Source organism: Isoptericola sp. Y581, assembly GCF_059445475.1.
The window spans coordinates 278,652-298,109 of the sequence record NZ_JCAIUK010000004.1; the positions used below are offsets into that span (position 1 = coordinate 278,652).

Genomic DNA, 19,458 nt, shown 5'->3' on the forward strand with positions numbered 1-19,458 from the left:
TCAGATCGCCAGGAGCCAGACGACCAGCGCGACCACGCCGAGTCCGCCCAGCATCATCGCCGCGTACGTGCGCACGTAGCCGTTCTGCAGCCGGCGCAGCGCCGTGCCGACCCGGCCGATGCCGCCCGCCAGGCCCAACCAGCCGCCGTCGACCACCGCCCGGTCCGTGTACACGAGCGACCGGGTCAGGTACTGCCCGGGCCGCATGACCACCGCCTCGTTCAGGTCGTCCTGGTGCAGGTCCGCCCGGGCCGCGCGCACGAGGGCGGTCGCGCGCGGCGGCTCGACGGGCACCGCGGCCACGACGTACTGCCGGAACGCGAGGAACACGCCGAGGAGGACGAGCAGCAGCGTGAGCGTGACCAGCAGCCACACCGGCAGCACCGGCTCGTGGTGCTCGGCATGCCCCGTGACCGGCTCCAGCCAGGTGACGAAACGGTCGCCCGCGGCCAGCAGCCCGCCGAGGGCCACGGAGCCCACGGCCAGCACGATCATCGGCCAGGTCATGAGCCGCGGGGCCTCGTGCGGGTGCCGCACCGGCGCGTCGTCGTCGCCGGCCGCGTCGTCCGGGCGCCACCGACGCCGGCCCAGGAACGTCATGAAGAACAGCCGCGACATGTAGTACGCGGTGATCCCCGCGCCGAGCAGCGCGGTCAGGCCGAACACCCACGGTCGCCAGCCCTCGCCGACGAACGCCGCCTCGATGATCTTGTCCTTGGACCAGAAGCCGGAGAACGGTGGGACGCCCAGGATGGCGAGCCAGCCCAGGCCCATCGTGATCGCCGTGACCGGCAGCATCCGGGCCAGGCCGCCGAAGCGCCGCATGTTCACGTCGTCGTCCATCGCGTGCATCACCGACCCGGCCCCGAGGAACAGGCCCGCCTTGAAGAAGCCGTGGGTGAGCAGGTGGAAGATCGCGAACGCGTACCCGACCGGGCCGAGGCCCGCGGCGAGCATCATGTAGCCGATCTGGGACATGGTCGACGCCGCGAGCGCCTTCTTGATGTCGTCCTTCGCGGTACCGACGACGGCCCCGAACAGCAGGGTCAGCGCGCCGACGATCGCGACGACGAGCTGCGCGTCCGGCGCGGCCTCGAGCAGCGGGCCGGAGCGCACCAGCAGGTAGACACCGGCGGTCACCATGGTGGCCGCGTGGATGAGCGCGGAGACCGGCGTCGGGCCGGCCATCGCGTCCCCGAGCCACGCCTGCAGCGGGAGCTGCGCCGACTTGCCGCACGCCGCGAGCAGCAGCATCAGGCCGACGGCGGTCATCATGCCCTCGCCCGCGGCCGTCGCGCCCTCGCCCGCCGCGGGCAGCACGGCGGCGAAGTCGACCGAGCCGAACGTCGCGAGCAGGAGCATCATCGCGACGATGAGCCCCATGTCGCCCACGCGGTTCATGATGAACGCCTTCTTGCCCGCCACCGCGTTCTCGCGCCGGCCGTCCCAGAAGCCGATGAGCAGGAACGACGCCAGGCCCACGCCCTCCCAGCCGACGAAGAGCAGCAGGTAGGAGTTCGCGAGCACCAGCAGCAGCATCGCCGCCACGAACAGGTTGAGGTAGCCGAAGAACCGGCGCCGGTCCACGTCGTGTTCCATGTACGCCACGGAGTACACGTGGATGAGCGTGCCGACGAACGTCACGAGCATCACGAACGTCATCGACAGCGGGTCCACCTGGAACCCGAGGTCCACGTGCAGCGGCCCCGAGTCGATCCACGTGCCCACGGTGTGCACCCCGACCCGGTCGTCGGCGGGGGTGCCGAGCATGTCGAGCAGGATCACCAACCCGAGGACGAACGTCGCGGCGCTGGCGAGCACGCCCAGCCAGTGCCCCCACCGGTCGCTGCGCCGGCCGGCGAGCAGCAGCACGGCCGCGCCGATCATCGGGGTCGCGACCAGCCAGGGGGCGAGGGAGAGAGTCTGCATCATCGCGTCGTCGCCTCTCAGCTCTGCAACAGGTTGACGTCGTCGACCGAGGCCGACCGGCGGGAGCGGAAGATCGTGATGATGATTGCCAGCCCCACGACCACCTCGGCGGCCGCGACCACCATGACGAAGAAGGCGAGCACCTGGCCGGTGACGTCGCCGTGGATGCGGGCGAAGGTCACGAACGCGAGGTTGGTGGCGTTCAGCATGAGCTCCACGCCCATGAACACGACGATCGCGTTGCGGCGCAGCAGCACCGCCGTGGCCCCGATCGCGAACAGGATCGCGGCCAGCCCCAGGTAGTTGGTGATCTCCATCAGCGCGCCTCCCCTTCTTCGCTGGTTGAGCTTGTCGAAACCCGCGAGGTGGTCTCGACAGGCTCGACCGACGACGAGGTGGTCCCCACAGGCTCGACCGACGACGAGGTGGTCCCGACAGGCCCGGCCAGCGAGGAGCCGGCCTCGATCAGCGTCTCCTCCTCGGCGAGCACAGACGTGGCCGACCGCTCCTGCCCACGGATGCGCAGCACCCGCGGCACGGAATGCGGCAGGGGCGACCCGTCGGGGCCGAGCGCCGGGGTGTCCATCGCGTTGTTCTGCGCGTAGACGCCGGGGGCCGGCAGGGGCGTGAGGATGCTCCCCTGCCCGATGGCGGCGACCCGCGCGGCGGCGAGCACGCGCTGGGTGGGCCGCACGCTGAGGCGGCGGCGGTGCGTCAGGACCAGCCCGGCCAGCGCCGCGGTGACCAGCAGCACGCCGACCGCCTCCATCGCGAGCACGTAGTCGCCCAGCAGCACGCGGGCCAGCGCCACCGGGTTGGTGACGGCGTTGGCCCCCTCGAGCCCGACCGCGGGTGGGAACGCCGCCTGCGAGATCACGCCGAGCAGCACCACGCCCAGTCCGATGCCGAGCAGCAGTCCGATCCAGCGCTGACCCCTGATGGACTCGGTGAGCGAGTCCGCGGCGTCCACCCCCACGAGCATCAGCACGAACAGGAAGAGCATCATCACCGCACCCGTGTACACGACCACCTGCACGACGCCGAGGAACGGCGCCTCCTGGGCCACGTAGAAGATGGCGAGCCCCACCATCACGAACATCACGCAGATCGCGGCGTGCACGGCCCGGCGGGCGAACAGCAGCCCGAGGGAAGCCAGCACGATCAGCGGCGCCAGGACCCAGAACAGCGCTGCCTCGCCGCCCGATGCGGTCACGACCGTCCCCCCGTCGGGTCGGGGGTCGGGAGCGTCGCGACGTGCCCGCCCTCGGCCGCCTGCCGCGTCGCGACGGCGGCCTTGGTAGCGCTGCCCCGCAGCTGGTGCCGACGCTGGGTGGGCGCCGGCGCGTCGCCCTCCACCACCTGCCCGGCGGCGGCGAGCGTCGGGTCGTCGGGCCGGTGCTCGCGCACCCACGCCACCTGCTCCGCGGTGGGCGCCGTGACCTCGCCGCGGTAGTACTCGGTGTCGGTGGTGCCCTCGGCCATCGGGTGCGGCGCGGCGAGCATGCCCTCGGCGAGCGGGGCGAGCAGGTCCTGCTTCTCGTAGATCATCCCGGCGCGGTCGGGGCCGGCCAGCTCGTAGTCGTTCGTCATCGTCAGCGCGCGGGTGGGGCACGCCTCGATGCACAGCCCGCAGAAGATGCAGCGCAGGTAGTTGATCTGGTAGACGCGGCCGTACCGCTCCCCGGGCGACATGTGCTCGCCGTCGGGCAGCTCGGCGTTGTCCGCGCCCTCCACGTAGATCGCGTCGGCCGGGCACGCCCACGCGCACAGCTCGCAGCCGATGCACTTCTCCAGTCCGTCCGCGTACCGGTTGAGCTGGTGGCGGCCGTGGTACCGGCGCTGCGGCGGCGTCTTGGTGCGCGGGTACTGCTCCGTCACCGTGGGCCGGAACATGGAGGAGAACGTCACGCCGAACCCGGCGACGGGCGCGAACAGCTCGCCGAGCGGGCCCTTGCTCGGGCCCAGCGGTTCGTACGGCTTGTCGGTCATCGCGTCTCCTCGGATCGGTCGACGGCGGCGTCGGGGGCGGCGGCGGCCTGCGGGACGTGCCGGCGTGCGCGGGGCGACGGCGGCAGCGACTGGCCGGGCAGCGGCGGCACGGGGTAGCCGGCAGCGAAGGCGTCGAACTCCCCGTCCCGAGCCGCTGTGGGCGCGAGATCGGGGGCTCTCGCCCCGCCCGCGGCCCCCGGTCTCGCGCCCACAGCACGTCGCTCGGGCCACAGCCACAGCAGGCCGATGACGAGCACGGCGACCACGACGACCCCGGTGATGAGCTGGGTACGGGTAACGCCCGCGAGCCCGAGGTACTGGAACACGCTGAGCACCACGACCCAGCCGAGCGCGACCGGGATCAGCACCTTCCAGCCGAAGGACATGAACTGGTCGTACCGCAGCCGCAGCAGCGTGCCGCGCACCCAGACGAACACGAACATGACCAGCCAGAGCTTGACCAGGAACCACAGCAGCGGCCACCAGCCCGCGTTGAACATGCCGTCGTTGATCGCGGACAGCGGCCACGGCGCCCGCCACCCGCCGAGGAACAGCGTGGTGGCCACGGCCGAGACGTTGAGCATGTTGATGTACTCCGCCAGGAAGAACCAGGCGAACTTCATCGAGCTGTACTCGGTCATGTACCCGGAGACCAGCTCGCCCTCGGCCTCCGGCAGGTCGAACGGCAGTCGGTTGGTCTCGCCGATCATCGAGATGACGTAGACCACGAACGCGGGCAGCAGCGGCAGGAACCACCAGACGCCCGCCTGCGACGCGACGATCTGCGACGTCGACATCGAGCCGGCCATGATGAACACGCTCACCAGCGACAGCCCCATCGCCAGCTCGTACGAGATCACCTGGGCGGTGGACCGCACCGCGCCGAGCAGCGGGTACGTGGAGCCGGAGGACCAGCCGCCCAGCACGATGCCGTACACGCCCATCGACGCGCAGGCCAGCACGTACAGCACCGCGACGGGGAAGTCGGTGAGCTGGGCGGGCGTCGTGAAGTCGGTGAACGGGATCGTCACCTCGGGGCCGAACGGGATGACGGCGAAGACCAGCAGCGCGCAGAACACCGAGATCATCGGCGCCAGCAGGTAGATCACCCTGTCGGCGCGGGTGACGTTGACGTCCTCCTTGAGCAGCAGCTTCATCGCGTCGGCGAGCGACTGGAGCAGGCCGAACGGGCCGTGCCAGTTGGGGCCGGGGCGCACCTGCATGCGCGCCACGACCTTGCGCTCGAACCAGATGGCGAAGAGCACGCTCGTCAGCAGGAAGACGACGATGAGCACGGCCTTGATCAGCGAGACCCACAGCCAGTCGTTGCTGAAGTCGGCGGGAACTCCCGGGATCATGCGGCTCCTCCGTCGTCGTCGCCGGTCGAGCCTGCGCCGTCCTGAGCCTGTCGAAGGGTCGAAACCTCGCCCGTGGTCTCGACGAGCTCAACCACCGGTCCGATGCGCACCAGGTCGCCGGGGGCGGCGCCGAGCGCGTCGTGTACGCGGCAGCCGCGCGAGGCGAGCGGCAGCCACACCACGTGGTCGACCATCTCCGTGATCGCGACGGGCACCGTGACCGCGCCGCGGTCGGTGGCGACGGTGACCCGGTCGCCGTCGTACACGTCGACGGCGGCGGCCGTGGCGGCCGACATCCGCGCGACCGGCCGCTTGGCCGTGCCGGCGAGGAACTGCTCGCCGTCCTGCAGCGCGCCGTCGTCGAGCAGCAGGTGCCAGCTCGCCAGGACGGCGGAGCCGGCCGGCACCTCCGGCGGCTCGACCGGCCCGCCCTCGGGCTCGGGGCCCCGCGGGCCCCGCCACGCGGGCAGGGCCGCGATCGCCCGGTGCGCCGCGAGCGGCGTCGCGGCGCCGAGGGAGACGCCGGCCTGCGCCGCGAGGGCGTCGAGCACGCGATGGTCGGGCAGCGCGGCCGTCTCCAGCGCCGCACCGAACGACCGCACGCGGCCCTCCCAGTTCCAGTACGAACCGGCTCGCTCCGCGGGCGGGGCGACGGGGAGCACGACGTCGGCCAGCTCGGTCGCCTCGGTCCTGCGCACCTCCAGCGAGACGACGAACCCCGCGGCGGCGAGCGCGCGCCGGGCGTGCGCCGGGTCGGGCAGGTCGGCCAGCTCCACGCCGCCGATCAACGCGCCGCCGAGCTGTCCGACGGACAGGGCGTCGAGGATCTCCGCGGCGTCGCGGCCGGGTGCCTTCGGCAGCGTGTCGGAGGCGACCCCCCAGGCGGCGGCCACCTGGGCGCGCGCGCCCAGGTCGGACAAGGGGCGGCCGCCGGGCAGCAGGCCCGGCAGCAGGCCGGCCTCCACCCCGCCGCGCTCCCCCGCGCGGCGCGGGATCCACGCGAGGCGGGCGCCGGTGGTCTCGGCGAGCCGCAGCGCCGCGGCGTACGCGCCCGGCGACGACGCGAGCCGCTCGCCCACGAGGATCACCGCTCCGGGCTCCGCGAGCCCGTCGGCCACGCCGTCGAGGGTCGCCGCGTCGGTGTCCGCGGGCACGAGCCCGCCGCCGGCGCGGGTGGCGAGGATGCCGAGCCACTCGGCCTCCGTGCCGGGGGCCGCGGGCAGCAGGGTGCCGTCCAGCCGGGAGAGCCCCCGGCTGGCGAACGGGGCGACGGACCAGACCTTCGTCCCGTGGCTCCGCACGCCCTTGCGCAGCCGCAGGAACGTGACGCCGGCTTCTTCCTCGGCCTCGAGGCCCGCCAGCAGCACCGACGGGGCGGCCTCCAGGTCGGCGAACGTCACGCCGACGCCCGACCCGGCCACCGTGTGCCCGAGGAACGCCATCTCCTCCGCCGAGCCCACGCGGGCGCGCTGGTCGACGTCGTCCGTGCCGAGCACCGTGCGCGCGAAGCGCGACCACGCGAAAGCGTCCTCGACCGTCAGCCGGCCGCCGGGCAGCACTCCCACGCCGCCGGCCGCGCGGGCCGCGGCCAGGCCCTCGGCCGCCAGCTCGAACGCCTCGACCCACGACGCGGGGCGCAGCTCGCCGCGCGAGAGCACCTCGCCGTCCTCGCCCAGCTCCCGGTCCCGCACCAGCGGGGTGGTGAGCCGGTCCGGGGCCGACTGCCACGTGAAGGCGAAGCGGTCCTTGTCGGTGACCCACTCCTCGTTGACCGCCGGGTCCTCGCCCGACAGCCGGCGCAGCACCACGCCGCGCCGGTGGTCGACGCGGATCGCGGAGCCGCACGAGTCGTGCTCCGCGATCCCCGGCGTCGAGACGAGGTCGAAGGGCCGGGACCGGAAGCGGTAGGCCGCGCCCGTGAGCGCGCCCACCGGGCAGATCTGCACCGTGTTGCCGGAGTAGTACGACGCGAACGGCTGCCCGGTGGTCGCGCTCGTCGCGGCCCCGTGCGTGGCCTCGGCCGAGGCGGACGACGGCGGGGGGGCGAAGTCGAGCACCGTCTCGTCGAAGCGGCCGATCTGCTGGTCCGCGCCGCGCTCCTGGAGCGCGATGAACGCGTCCCCGGCGATCTCCTCGCTGAAGCGGGTGCAGCGCTGGCACAGCACGCAGCGCTCCCGGTCCAGCAGGATCTCGGTGGAGATGGCGATGGGCTTGGGGAAGGTGCGCTTGACGTCCTCGAACCGGGTCTCGGCCCGGCCGTTCGACATGGCCTGGTTCTGCAGCGGGCACTCGCCGCCCTTGTCGCACACCGGGCAGTCCAGCGGGTGGTTCATGAGCAGCAGCTCCATGATCCCCTGCTGTGCCTTGTCCGCGACGGCGGAGGTGCGCTGGGTCTTGACGACCATGCCGGGCGTGACCGTCATCGTGCACGAGGCCTGCGGCTTCGGCATGGGCCGCACGTTGCCCTCGCGGTCGGGCATGGCCACCTCGACGAGGCACTGGCGGCACGCGCCGGCGGGCTCCAGCAGCGGGTGGTCGCAGAACCGCGGGATCTGGATGCCCACCTGCTCGGCCGCGCGGATGATCAGCGTGCCCTTGGGCACGGTCACCTCGATCTCGTCGATCGTGATCGTCACGGTCTCGATCGGCTTCGCCACCTCGCCGCCGCCCGCGGTCGGCTTGTCCGTGGTCGCGGTCATCAGTGACCTCCCACACCGGCCGGGCCCGCCAGGGCCGGGGTCCGGTGATTCTTCGGGGTGTAGTCGAACAGGGCGCTGGCGCGCGGGTCGTACGGGCAACCGTGGCCGTCGATGTGCGCCTGGTACTCGTCGCGGAACAGCTGGACGCTCGAGGTGACGGGCGACGTGGCCCCGTCGCCGAGGGCGCAGAACGCGCGGCCGAGGATGTTGTCGCACAGGTCGAGCAGCAGGTCGATGTCCCGCTCCTCGCCGCGGCCCTCCTCGATGCGGTGCAGCACCTGCTTGAGCCAGTAGGTGCCCTCGCGGCAGGGCGTGCACTTGCCGCAGGACTCGTGCGCGTAGAAGTCGGTCCATCGGCTCACGGCGCGCACCACGCACGTGCTGTCGTCGAAGAGCTGCAGGGCGCGCGTGCCGAGCATCGACCCGGCAGCCCCGACCGACTCGTAGTCGAGCGGGGTGTCCAGATGGTCGGCCGTGAACAGCGGGGTGGAGGACCCGCCCGGCGTCCAGAACTTCAGCTCGTGCCCCGCCCGCATCCCGCCCGCGAGGTCGAGCAGCTCGCGCAGCGTGATGCCGAGCGGCGCCTCGTACTGCCCCGGCCGGGTCACGTGCCCGGACAGGGAGAACAGGCCGTGGCCCTGCGACTTCTCGGTGCCCATGCCCGCGAACCAGTCCGCACCGCGGGCCACGATGCCCGGGACCGACGCGATCGACTCGACATTGTTCACCACCGTCGGCCGGGCGTACAGGCCCGCGACGGCGGGGAACGGTGGCTTGAGCCGCGGCTGCCCGCGCTTGCCCTCCAGGGAGTCGAGCAGCGCCGTCTCCTCGCCGCAGATGTACGCGCCCGCGCCGGCGTGCACCGTGACCTCGAGGTCGTAGCCCGTGCCCAGCACGTCCGGGCCCAGGTAGCCGGCGTCGTAGGCCTCCTGGACGGCGGCCAGCATGCGGCGGTACACGTGCAGCACCTCGCCGCGCACGTACACGAACGCGTGGTGGCAGCCGATGGCGTAGCTCGTGATCGCGATGCCCTCGACCAGGTGCTGCGGGCTCGCCATCATCAGCGGGATGTCCTTGCAGGTGCCCGGCTCCGACTCGTCCGCGTTCACCACGAGATAGCGCGGCCCGCCGTCCGGCGGGGGCAGGAAGCCCCACTTCATCCCGGTGGGGAAGCCCGCGCCGCCACGGCCCCGCAGTCCGGAAGCCTTGACGGTCTGCACGAGATCGCCGGGCTCCGTCGCCAGGGCCTTGCGCAGCCCCGCGTACCCGCCGGCAGCCTCGTACGCCGCGAGCGTCCACGACCGGTCGGCGTCCCACGTGTCCGTGAGCACGGGCATCAGGTCAGTCATCGCTGCCACCCTTCGGGTCCACGTCGTCCTCGGTCGTGGGCTTCCGCTCGGCCGACGACTGGTTCCCACCGGTCTCGGGCGGCACCTCGTTGGTCGAGCTTGTCGAAGCCGCCTGAGTGGTCTCGACAGGCTCGACCGGCGGGCCCTCTCCATCGACGGCTGCCGCAGCACGCGCGAGCCGAAGACCAGCCAGCGACGGCTCCCCCGCCCCCACGCCCTCGTCGGCGCGGCCGTCGGTGAACCCCGCGAGCACGCGGCTCATCTGCTTGAACGAGCACACGGAGGCCGCGCCGCGCGTGGGCGCCACGTCCTCCCCCAGCCGCAGCCGGTCCGCGAGCGCCGTCGCCGTGTCGGGGGTCTGGTTGTCGAAGAACTCCCAGTTGACCATCACGACGGGCGCGTAGTCGCAGGCCGCGTTGCACTCGACGCGCTCGAGGGTGATCGCGCCGTCCTCGGTGGTCTCGTCGTGCCCGACGCCGAGGTGGTCGCTCAGCTCGTCGAAGATGGCGTCGCCGCCCATGACGGCGCACAGCGTGTTGGTGCACACCCCGACGGTGTAGGTGCCGTTCGGGTGGCGCTTGTACTGGGTGTAGAAGGTCACGACGGCGCTCACCTCGGCGGGCGTGAGCTCGAGCTGCTCGGCGCAGAACAGGACGCCGTCGCGGCTGACGTGCCCGTCCACCGACTGCACCAGGTGGAGCATCGGCAGCAGGCCGGAGCGCGGGTCCGGGTAGCGCGCCTTGATCGTCTCCGCGTCGGCGTTCAGCGCCGCGAGCGTCTCGGGGGCGTAGCGGGTCGCGGAGCGCGCGCTCGTGGGTTCTGCCGTCATCGGTCGACCCCTCCCAGCACCGGGTCGAGGGACGCGACGGCCACGACGACGTCGGCCACCTGGCCGCCCTCGCACATGATCGACACGGCCTGCAGGTTGTTGAACGACGGGTCGCGGAAGTGCGCCCGGTACGGCTTGGTGCCACCGTCCGACACGGCGTGCACGCCGAGCTCGCCGCGCGGGTGCTCCACGGTCTGCCACACCTGCCCGGCGGGCACCCGGAAGCCCTCCGTGACGAGCTTGAAATGGTGGATCAGGGCCTCCATCGAGGTGCCCATGATCTGGCGGATGTGGTCCAGGGAGTTGCCCTGCCCGTCCGCGCCGACGGCGAGCTGCGCGGGCCACGCGATCTTCTTGTCCGCCACCATGACGGGCGCGCCGGCGGTGTCCTCGAGCCGGACCAGGCACTGCTCCACGATCCGCAGCGACTGGTAGCACTCCTCGAGCCGCAGCACGACGCGGGAGTAGCAGTCCGCGTCGGTCGACGTCGGCACGTCGAAGTCGTACGTCTCGTAACCGGAGTAGGGGAAGGCCTTGCGCACGTCGTACGGCAGGCCGGTGGAGCGCAGCACGGGTCCGGTGATGCCCAGGGCCATGCACCCCGCGAGGTTGAGCACCCCGACGTCGGTGAGCCGCGCCTTGAAGATCGGGTTGGCGAGCATGAGGTCGCCCAGCTGGCCGAGGTAGTGCCGCACCTTCGGCAGCGCCGCGCGCACCTGGTCCTCGAACCCGTCGGGGGTGTCCTGCGCGACGCCGCCGGGCCGCACGTAGGCGTGGTTCATGCGCAGCCCTGTCACGGCCTCGAAGAGCCGCAGGATCTCCTCGCGGGCCGTGAAGCCGATCGTCATCACCGTCGTCGCGCCCATCTCGTTGCCGCCCGTGCCGAGGCACACCAGATGGGAGGCGACCCGGTTGAGCTCCATCATCAGCACCCGGATGATCGACGCCCGCTCGGGCACGTCGTCCGTGACCCCCAGCAGCTTCTCCGTCGCCAGGCAGAAGGCCGTCTCCTGGAACAGCGGCGCCAGGTAGTCCATGCGGGTACAGAACGTGGTGCCCTGCGTCCAGGTGCGGAACTCCATGTTCTTCTCGATGCCGGTGTGCAGGTAGCCGATGCCGCACCGGGCCTCGGTGACCGTCTCGCCGTCGATCTCGAGCATGAGTCGCAGCACCCCGTGCGTGGACGGGTGCTGCGGGCCCATGTTGACGACGATCCGCTCCTCGCCGATGGCCTCGCGGGCGATCTCGTCCCAGTCGCCGCCGGACGCCTCGAAACCCGGGATGCCGGGGTCGAAGTCGTCGGTGGGCGGGCGGGTGGCGCGCGGCGCTCCTGTGGTTGTCACGAGTACTGCCTCCTCGTGTCCGGCGGCGGCACCGTGGCGCCCTTGTACTCCACGGGGATGCCGCCGAGCGGGTAGTCCTTGCGCTGCGGGTGCCCCGGCCAGTCGTCCGGCATCTCGATGCGCGCCAGGCCGGGGTGGTCGTCGAACACGATCCCGAAGAAGTCCCACGTCTCGCGCTCGTGCCAGTCGTTCGTGGGGTACACGGACGTCGTCGACGGGACGTGCGGGTCGGCGTCGGGCACCGCGACCTCCAGCCGGACCTGGCGGCCGTGGGTCACGGACGTGAGGTGGTAGACGGCGTGCAGCTCGCGGCCCGTGTCGTGCGGGTAGTGCACCCCCGAGACGCCGAGGCCGAGCTCGAAGCGCAGGTCCTGGTCGTCGCGCAGCGCCTCGCAGACGGCGAGGAGGTGCTCGCGCGCCACGTGCAGCGTGAGCTCGGCGCGGGCGCTGGGCGGGTCGGTCTGCGGGTCCACGACGACCCGCTCGATCGCGTGCTCGAACGCGATGCCCGCCTCCGCCAGCACCTCGGCGAGCACGTCCACGGCCTCGTCGAACCAACCGCCGTACGGGCGGGTCGCGGAGCCCGGCAGCGCCACCGGCTGGACCAGGCCGCCGTAGCCGGACGTGTCGCCCGAACCCTCCACGCCGAACATGCCGCGGCGCACCTCGATCACCTCCGGGGCACCGCCGGTTGAGCTTGTCGAAATCCTGCCCGTGGTCTCGACAGGCTCGACCGACGAACCCGTGGTCTCGACAGGCTCGACCGACGAACCCGTGGTCTCGACAGGCTCGATCGACGAGGCGTTCTCGTCGCTCATCGCAGCAGCCCCTTGAGCTCGAAGGTCGGCGTCGCCTCGAGCGCCGCCGCCTCGGCCGCGGCCGCCGCATCCTTGCGGTTGACCCCCAGCGGGGAGTCCTGGATCTGCTGGTGCAGCGCGAGGATCGCGTTGATCAGCATCTCGGGTCGCGGCGGGCAGCCCGGCAGGTAGATGTCGACGGGCAGGATGTGGTCGACGCCCTGCACGATCGCGTAGTTGTTGAACATGCCGCCGCTGGAAGCGCAGACGCCCATGGACAGCACCCACTTGGGCTCGGTCATCTGGTCGTAGACCTGTCGCACGACGGGCGCCATCTTCTGGCTCACCCGGCCCGCGACGATCATGAGGTCCGCCTGCCGCGGCGACGCGCGGAACACCTCCATGCCGAACCGCGACAGGTCGAACCGCGACGCGCCGGCCGCCATCATCTCGATGGCGCAGCACGCCAGGCCGAACGTCACCGGCCACACCGACGCCTTGCGCAGGTAGCCCGCCAGGTCCTCGATCGTCGTCAGCAGGAATCCTGACGGCGCCTCCTCCAGGCCCATGTTCCCTCCCCTCCGTGAGCGCCGGTGCCGGTCCTGCCGGCACCGTTGCCGTCCGTCTTGCCGTGTCGTGCTGATTCGTGCTGGGTCGTGCCGTGCTTCTCGTGCTGTCGCTGCCGCCCGGGTCAGACCCAGGTGAGGCCCCCGCGCCGCCACTCGTAGACGAAGGGGACGGTGATGAGTGCGAGGAACGCGAGCATCGCGACCAGGCCGAAGCCGGCGAGCGCCGCGAAGTCCACCGCCCACGGGTAGAGGAAGACCACCTCGATGTCGAAGACGATGAACGTCATCGCGACCAGGTAGTACTTCACGGGCAGCCTGCCGCCGCCCACCGCGTGCGGCGTGGGCTCGATGCCGCACTCGTAGGCATCGAGCTTGGCGCGGTTGTACCGCTTGGGGCCGATGACGGCGCTCGCCGCCACCCCGCCCAGCGCCAGCACCGCGGCCACCCCCATGAGCATGAGGACCGGGATGTACGGGTTCGTCATCGCGGTCCCTCCGTCCGCGCCCCCGGCGTACGTGCCGGCGGCCAGATCCGCCCGTCGACCACCTGCATCTCGACCACTCCCTTGTGCTCTTCTGCGCTCATGCCGCCGGGACCACCCTGGTGAGCCCCGCGATGACCCGGTCCACCCAGTCACCGCCGCGCGGCTCGTAGCAGTCGGACAGCAGCTTGAGTACGAACCGCATGACCACCGGCCTCGGCAGCCCGTACCTGACGCACGTCCGCATCACCTGCGGGTGCTCGATGAGCCGCACGAACCAGCGGCCCAGCGTGTAGTAGCCACCCAGCTCCGCGCGCATCCGGTCCGCGTAGGTCGCGAGCGTGCGCTCGCGTGCGTCGTCGGTGGTGCGGGTGCGCGCCTGCGTGATCGCGTCGGCCGCGACCCGGCCGGCCTGCAGGGCGTAGGCGATCCCCTCGCCGTTGAACGGGCTGACCATCCCGGCGGAGTCGCCGACCAGCACCGCGCCCCCCGAGTAGAGCGGGCTGCGGTTGAACCCCATCGGCAGCGCGGCGCCGCGGACCGGGCCCACCTGGTTCTCGGCGGTGAAGCCCCACTCCTCGGGGGTGTTCCGCACCCAGGTGTCCAGCAGGGCGCGGTAGTCGTGCCCGACGGCGGACTGGCGTGCGGGCGTGGAGCTCACGGCACCCAGGCCCACGTTGGCCGTGCCGTCACCGAGGGCGAAGATCCAGCCGTAGCCGGGCAGCAGGTTCGATGCGCCGGGGGCGCCGTCCCACAGCTCGAGGTGCGACTCCATCCACGGGTCCTCGTGCCGCGCCGTGACCCCGGCCGACGACTCGGTGCGGAAGTAGGTGCGCACGGCGGTGCCGAGCGGCCGGTCGTCACGACGTGTGATGCCGAGCCCGGTCGCGAACCGGGAGGAGACGCCGTCCGCCGCCACGACGACGGGCGCGCGGTAGACCGTCTCCGCGCCGTCATCCCGGCCGCGGGCGTCGAGGGGCTGGGCGCGGACGCCCACCACCCGGCCGTCCCGCTCGTCGAGCAGCGGGCCCGCGACCTTGGTGCGCTCGAGCAGCTTGGCGCCGCTGGCCTGCGCGTGCTGCGCGAGACGGTGGTCGAGCGACATGCGGGCGCGGGCCATGCCGTAGCCGGGGTAGCTGGTGAGGTCGGGCCAGGGCAGCTCCCACGACCGGGCACCGGCGACGACGCGCAGGCCCTCGTTGCGGATCCAGCCGTCCTCGGCCTGCGTGCCGAAGCCCATGCGGGCCAGCTCGGCGACGGCGCGGGGCGTGAGCCCGTCGCCGCAGACCTTGTCGCGGGGGAAGGACGCCTTGTCGAGCAGGAGCACGTCGAGGCCCGCCGAGGCGCACCAGTGCGCCGTGGACGTACCGGCCGGGCCGGCGCCCACGACGATGACGTCGGCGTCGTCACGACGACCTACGCGCACGTGCTCACCTCGATCCCTCGAGTGCCCCGGCGACGATGCCGGATTCGATTTGTGAACCCAATCACAACTCCTGCCAGCACTCTAGTCACGTTGTGGCAGCGCTGTGTAGGAAGGCTTGCCTTCCTTGCTGCCGTCGGCCCCGGCCAGGCCGCCGCACGACCGCTCCGCGTCGCGTCGCCGCAGGTCCGGTGGGTGGACACCCGCGCATGTCGCGAGGTGCGGGGCCGCCCGGGTATGCCTACGGTCGTGCCCCACGACCACGCCCGCGACCACGCCGGCTCGACCGAGCACGTTCGGCCGCCAGCTCGACCGCGGCTGGACCGCAGGCCAGTTCGACCACCAAGGAGGCGTCACATGAAGGCAGGACCGGCATTCGTCGTCGGAGCCGCGCTCGGCTACCTGTTCGGCACCGAGAAGGGCCGCCAGCAGCTCGACCGGGCCAAGGGCTGGGCCACCGAGACGTGGAACGACCCCCGGGTCCAGGAGAAGGTCTCCGACGTCACGGCGTCAGTGACCGAGTTCGCCAAGGAACAGGGCTCGGCACTGAAGGACCGCACGGGCGGAGCCTGACCGCGGCCGACAAGGTTCGGCCGAGGGGATTCCTTGTCGCGAGGCTGGTCGTGCCTGGCGTGAGCGCCCGAGGGACGAGGGCGCGGATGGCGCGCCTCGCGACACGGAATCCCCCCGGCCGAACCGCCCCACGGGCGGATGGGGACGAGGTCAGCCCGCGGCGGACACCTCAGGGCTCGACGTACGCGAGCCCATGGTGAACACCACCCGGTGTCACGCGGGGCGCAGGCCGCGGTGCAGCGCGACGATGCCGCCGGTCAGGTTGCGGTACGCCACGCGCTCCCACCCGGCGGCGAGCAGCAGCCGCGCAAGCGCCGTCTGGTCGGGCCAGGAGCGGATCGACTCGGCGAGGTAGTCGTACGAGCCCCGGTCCCGGGTCACGGCCCCGGCGACCACCGGCAGCGCACGCATCAGGTACTCCAGGTACACCGTGCGGAACGGCGCCCAGGTGGGCGCGGAGAACTCGCAGATCACCACGCGGCCGCCCGGCCGCACCACGCGCAGCATCTCGAGCAGCGCCGCGTCGGTGTCCACCACGTTCCGCAGGCCGAAGCTGATGGTCACGGCGTCGAAGCTGCCGTCGGCGAAGGGCAGCCGGGTGGCGTCCCCCGCCACGAACGGCAGGTCCGGACGGCGGTCCTTGCCCACCCGGAGCATCCCGAGGCTGAAGTCGGACGGCACGACGAGCGCGCCGTCGTCCGCGAACGGCTCGCTCGACGTGCCGGTGCCGGCCGCCAGGTCCAGCACCCGCTCGCCCGGCACGGCCGCGACGGCGTCGACCACGGCGCGGCGCCACCGCCGGTCCTGCCCCAGGGAGACGAGATCGTTGACGAGGTCGTAGCGCTCGGCGATGCCGTCGAACATCGACGCGACCTCGGCGGGCTTCTTCTCCAGGCTGGCGCGGGGCATGAGCGCCATGGTCGCACGGGGCACCCCGGCCACCCCCGGCGCAACGTGGGCGGCGGGTGACCAAGCGTCGTCGCGACGACGGCACGGTGCCGGCCGACGACCCCACCGGCGACCCCACCGTCAGTGATCGCCCCGGGAGAGCCCCCGGAGCGCACCCTGTGAGCTGCACGACGTGAGCGGGGCGCGGCGGGCCGTCGGGCGTATTCTTGTGCCGATGTCCGCCACGCCTCTGCCGGCGCCGCGCCCCTTCCCGGGCACGACCATCCCCGCCGCCACCGATCCCGCGACCGAGCCGCTCCCGCTCCTGGTCCGCACCGCCCGGATCGACGACCTGCCCGGCGGGCTCACCGCCCTGATCGACCTGCTGCCGGACGCCCGGCCCCTGAGCTGGGTGCGGCGCGGGGACGGCATCGTGGGCTGGGGCGAGGCCCTGCGCTTCGACACCTTCGGCCCGGGCCGGTTCGCCGACGCCGAGGCCGCGTGGCAGGCCACCCTGCAGCGCGCCGTGGTGCGCGACGACGTGCGCCTGCCCGGCACCGGCCCGGTCGCCTTCGGCACGTTCGCCTTCGACGACGCCGGGCAGCTCGACGACCAGGACGGCGACGACGTCGGCCGCGCCCGGCCCGACGGGTCGCTCGTGGTGCCCCGGGTCATCGTGGGCAGGCGCGCCGGTGTGACGTGGATGACGACCATCTCCCCCGGCGCGAGCCTCCGTGCGGCGCCGAGCGCCGAGGCGCTGCACCGCGAGCCGCGCACCGCGGTCCCCGCGCCGGGCAACGTCCGGTTCTCCGACGGCGCCGTGGCCGCCGGCGACTGGCCCGCCGTCGTACGCGAGGGCGTGGCGCGGATCCAGTCGGGTGCGCTCGAGAAGGTGGTGCTGGCACGCGACGTGCTCGCCACCGCCGAGCGCCCCGTCGACCCGCGATGGCTGCTCGGCCGCCTCGCGGACCGCTACGAGGCGTGCTGGACCTTCTCCGTCTCCGGCATGGTGGGCGCCACCCCCGAGCTGCTGGTGCGCAGCGAGAAGGGCCTGGTCACCTCCCGCGTGCTGGCGGGCACCATCCGCCGCGAGGCGGGCATGTCCGACGACGACGCGCTGCTCCACGCGGCCCAGCTCGCCCGCTCCTCCAAGGACCTCGAGGAGCACGAGTACGCGGTGCGCTCGGTGGCGCGGGCGCTCGAGCCGTTCTGCTCGTCGATGAACGTGCCGGACGCGCCGTTCGTGCTGCACCTACCGAACGTCATGCACCTCGCGTCCGACGTCACGGGGGTGCTCGAACGGCCCGCGCCGGACGGGCCCGGGCGCGCCCCGTCATCGCTCACCCTGGCCGCCGCCCTGCACCCGTCGGCCGCCGTGTGCGGCACGCCCACGGTGGCCGCACGCGACCTGATCCGCGAGATCGAGGGCATGGACCGGTCGCGCTACGCCGGCCCCGTCGGCTGGGTGGGCGCGGACGGCGACGGGGAGTGGGGCATCGCCCTCCGGTCGGCCGAGCTGTCCTCGACGGACCCCCGCCACGTGCGGCTGTTCGCCGGCTGCGGCATCGTCGCCGCGTCCGACCCCGAGGCCGAGCTCGAGGAGTCCGAGGCCAAGCTGGTGCCCATGCGCTGGGCGCTGGGCGCGGAATGACCTCGATCGCTGGTTGAGCCTGTCGAAACCACGAACCGGGCTTCGACAGGCTCAACCAGCGATCTTGCTAGTCCTCCCAGACCTGCTCACGGAAGTCGGACCACACCTGGACGTCGGACGTGGCGCCCATGAGCCCGATCCGCGCATCGACGAGGCCGAGCAGCATCTCGACGAGCGACGCGCCGTCGACGAGCTTCTCCCCCAGCTCCGCGAAGTCCTCCCCGTCGGGGAGGTTCGCGTGGATCGAGGAGATGTACATCTGCGCGTTGCCCTCCATCGAGACGTAGTCGGCGTCCGTCAGCGTGCCCCCGAGCGTCCCGCCGTTCTCGGCGTACGTCTTGAGCCAGAACCCGGGCACCTTCACGGAGTCCACGGAGATCCGCAGCGCGTCCCGCCGCGGGCCGTCGTGCGTGACCGGGACGTTCACGACGTCGATCCCGTTGATGCCGGTGAGCGGCAGCTGCAGGTCACGGGTCTCGAGCGCGCCGTCGCGCGAGAAGGTGTTCGCGTCCTCGCGCACCCCGCAGTCACCCGGCAGCGAGATGTTGATGTCGAAGTCGCCGCCGAACGTGATCCGCGCACACGGACCGAGCTCGAGCTTCGCCTCCTTCTCGACCGCCTTCTGGGCCTTCTCGTCCGACGGCGGCTTCTCGTCGCCCGCCTTGTCGCCGTCGGCCTTGTCGCCGTCCCCCTGCTTCGAGCCGGCGGCGTCCGCCGTGCCGTCATCGGGCTCGTCCGCACCATCGGCCGCACCGTCGGCGCCGTCGCCACCGCCGGACTCGCCCGCACCCGCGTCGTCCCCGCCGGTCTCACCGGCGTCCGAGCCGGCCTCGTCCGACGGCGACGGGCTGGGGGTGGCCTCGGGCTCGTCGTCAGTGCCGCAGGCCCACTCGAGCCACCCGAGCGGGTCCCAGCAGTCGGACGCAGCGCGCACCTGCGTGGGCGCGACGGTCGCGGTCTCGGCCGCCGTGGCGCCCGTGCTGCCGACCGCGAGCAGGACGACCGCGGCGGCGACCGCCACGTGCCGCCCGCTCCGGGTCGGCTCCTCCTCGCCCACCGGCAGGAGCTCCTCGAGGTCCACCTCCGCGCCCTCGGACCCCGGGTCGGTCGCCGTCGTCGCCCTGTCGGTGGCCGGCGTGGTGTCGTCGACGACGCGTGGCAGCCACGACACCGCGAGGATGCCGCCCACGACGCCCAGGATCATGCCGACCCCGAACCCGCCGAGGTTGACACCCAGGAGGGAGTAGACCGAGACCGCCAGCGCGATGACGCCGTAGAACACGCGGAACTGCGGCTGCGTCATCACCAGGACGCCGAGGACGACGAGCGCCACCGGCAGCAGCGTGGACTGCATGCCCTCGATGCCGAGCTGGATCTCGAAGTTGTCGAACTGCAGCCGGCCCGAGAACCACAGCACCAGACCCGCCGCGATCGTCAGGACGCCGCCCCAGAACGGCCGGCCACGGCGCCATGCGGTGAACCGCCGGCGCCGGGTGGCCGGGGCGTCGGGAGACGCCTCGGGGGCAGCCTCGGCAGCCGGGGTGCTCTCGTCGCTCACGCCTGCCTCCTATCTGGCTCC

Annotated in this window: 17 protein-coding genes; 2 read left to right on the forward strand and 15 right to left on the reverse strand. The window is 72.7% G+C overall.

What is annotated here, in order from left to right; genetic code table 11:
• From nuoL to AC1C2W_RS09930, 13 genes are all read right to left on the reverse strand, one after another.
• A complete protein-coding gene (nuoL, locus tag AC1C2W_RS09870) occupies positions 1-1,929 on the reverse strand; it encodes an NADH-quinone oxidoreductase subunit L (protein WP_495413056.1) in 1,929 nt (642 codons plus the stop codon).
• A 17-nt stretch (positions 1,930-1,946) separates the two neighbouring features.
• Positions 1,947-2,246: an NADH-quinone oxidoreductase subunit NuoK gene (gene nuoK / locus AC1C2W_RS09875; protein WP_495388688.1), complete on the reverse strand. Its 300-nt coding sequence runs from the start codon at positions 2,244-2,246 to the stop codon at positions 1,947-1,949.
• Entirely contained in the window at positions 2,246-3,142 is an 897-nt protein-coding gene (locus AC1C2W_RS09880) for an NADH-quinone oxidoreductase subunit J (RefSeq protein ID WP_495412992.1), read from the reverse strand. Before AC1C2W_RS09880 ends, nuoK begins: the two co-directional genes overlap by 1 nt.
• Positions 3,139-3,918, reverse strand: a complete 780-nt coding sequence (nuoI, locus tag AC1C2W_RS09885; RefSeq protein ID WP_495412993.1) for an NADH-quinone oxidoreductase subunit NuoI — start codon at positions 3,916-3,918, stop codon at positions 3,139-3,141. Before nuoI ends, AC1C2W_RS09880 begins: the two co-directional genes overlap by 4 nt.
• Complete coding sequence (nuoH, locus tag AC1C2W_RS09890) at positions 3,915-5,276, reverse strand: NADH-quinone oxidoreductase subunit NuoH (protein WP_495388691.1); 1,362 nt, start codon at positions 5,274-5,276, stop codon at positions 3,915-3,917. Before nuoH ends, nuoI begins: the two co-directional genes overlap by 4 nt.
• On the reverse strand, positions 5,273-7,975 hold the full coding sequence (locus AC1C2W_RS09895) for an NADH-quinone oxidoreductase subunit G (protein WP_495412994.1): 2,703 nt from the start codon (positions 7,973-7,975) through the stop codon (positions 5,273-5,275). The genes nuoH and AC1C2W_RS09895 overlap by 4 nt, the downstream gene beginning before the upstream one ends.
• Complete coding sequence (nuoF, locus tag AC1C2W_RS09900; protein WP_495388693.1) at positions 7,975-9,324, reverse strand: NADH-quinone oxidoreductase subunit NuoF; 1,350 nt, start codon at positions 9,322-9,324, stop codon at positions 7,975-7,977. Before nuoF ends, AC1C2W_RS09895 begins: the two co-directional genes overlap by 1 nt.
• Positions 9,317-10,153: an NADH-quinone oxidoreductase subunit NuoE gene (gene nuoE / locus AC1C2W_RS09905; RefSeq protein ID WP_495388694.1), complete on the reverse strand. Its 837-nt coding sequence runs from the start codon at positions 10,151-10,153 to the stop codon at positions 9,317-9,319. Before nuoE ends, nuoF begins: the two co-directional genes overlap by 8 nt.
• A complete protein-coding gene (locus AC1C2W_RS09910; protein WP_495388695.1) occupies positions 10,150-11,496 on the reverse strand; it encodes an NADH-quinone oxidoreductase subunit D in 1,347 nt (448 codons plus the stop codon). Before AC1C2W_RS09910 ends, nuoE begins: the two co-directional genes overlap by 4 nt.
• Positions 11,493-12,314, reverse strand: coding sequence for an NADH-quinone oxidoreductase subunit C (locus tag AC1C2W_RS09915; RefSeq protein ID WP_495412995.1), 822 nt, complete (start codon positions 12,312-12,314; stop codon positions 11,493-11,495). Before AC1C2W_RS09915 ends, AC1C2W_RS09910 begins: the two co-directional genes overlap by 4 nt.
• The gene (locus AC1C2W_RS09920; RefSeq protein ID WP_495388697.1) at positions 12,311-12,862 is read right to left on the reverse strand and encodes a NuoB/complex I 20 kDa subunit family protein; all 552 of its coding nucleotides are present in this window, start codon (positions 12,860-12,862) and stop codon (positions 12,311-12,313) included. The genes AC1C2W_RS09915 and AC1C2W_RS09920 overlap by 4 nt, the downstream gene beginning before the upstream one ends.
• 122 nt (positions 12,863-12,984) lie before the next feature.
• Positions 12,985-13,347, reverse strand: a complete 363-nt coding sequence (locus AC1C2W_RS09925) for an NADH-quinone oxidoreductase subunit A (protein ID WP_495388698.1) — start codon at positions 13,345-13,347, stop codon at positions 12,985-12,987.
• 97 nt (positions 13,348-13,444) lie between these two features.
• Positions 13,445-14,770, reverse strand: coding sequence for a geranylgeranyl reductase family protein (locus AC1C2W_RS09930; protein ID WP_495412996.1), 1,326 nt, complete (start codon positions 14,768-14,770; stop codon positions 13,445-13,447).
• Between the two features lie 354 nt (positions 14,771-15,124).
• Between AC1C2W_RS09930 and AC1C2W_RS09935 the strand changes: the two genes are divergently transcribed.
• On the forward strand, positions 15,125-15,340 hold the full coding sequence (locus AC1C2W_RS09935) for a YtxH domain-containing protein (protein WP_495388700.1): 216 nt from the start codon (positions 15,125-15,127) through the stop codon (positions 15,338-15,340).
• A 213-nt stretch (positions 15,341-15,553) separates the two neighbouring features.
• On the opposite strand, the gene AC1C2W_RS09940 is transcribed toward AC1C2W_RS09935, so the two are convergent.
• Positions 15,554-16,249: a demethylmenaquinone methyltransferase gene (locus AC1C2W_RS09940; protein WP_495388701.1), complete on the reverse strand. Its 696-nt coding sequence runs from the start codon at positions 16,247-16,249 to the stop codon at positions 15,554-15,556.
• 214 nt (positions 16,250-16,463) lie between these two features.
• On the opposite strand from AC1C2W_RS09940, the gene AC1C2W_RS09945 reads away from it, so the two are divergent.
• Positions 16,464-17,879, forward strand: a complete 1,416-nt coding sequence (locus AC1C2W_RS09945; RefSeq protein ID WP_495388702.1) for an isochorismate synthase — start codon at positions 16,464-16,466, stop codon at positions 17,877-17,879.
• 67 nt (positions 17,880-17,946) lie between these two features.
• Here the strand turns inward: AC1C2W_RS09945 and AC1C2W_RS09950 are convergent, their stop codons facing one another.
• A complete protein-coding gene (locus AC1C2W_RS09950; protein ID WP_495412997.1) occupies positions 17,947-19,437 on the reverse strand; it encodes a DUF6114 domain-containing protein in 1,491 nt (496 codons plus the stop codon).
• Positions 19,438-19,458: the final 21 nt, after the last annotated feature.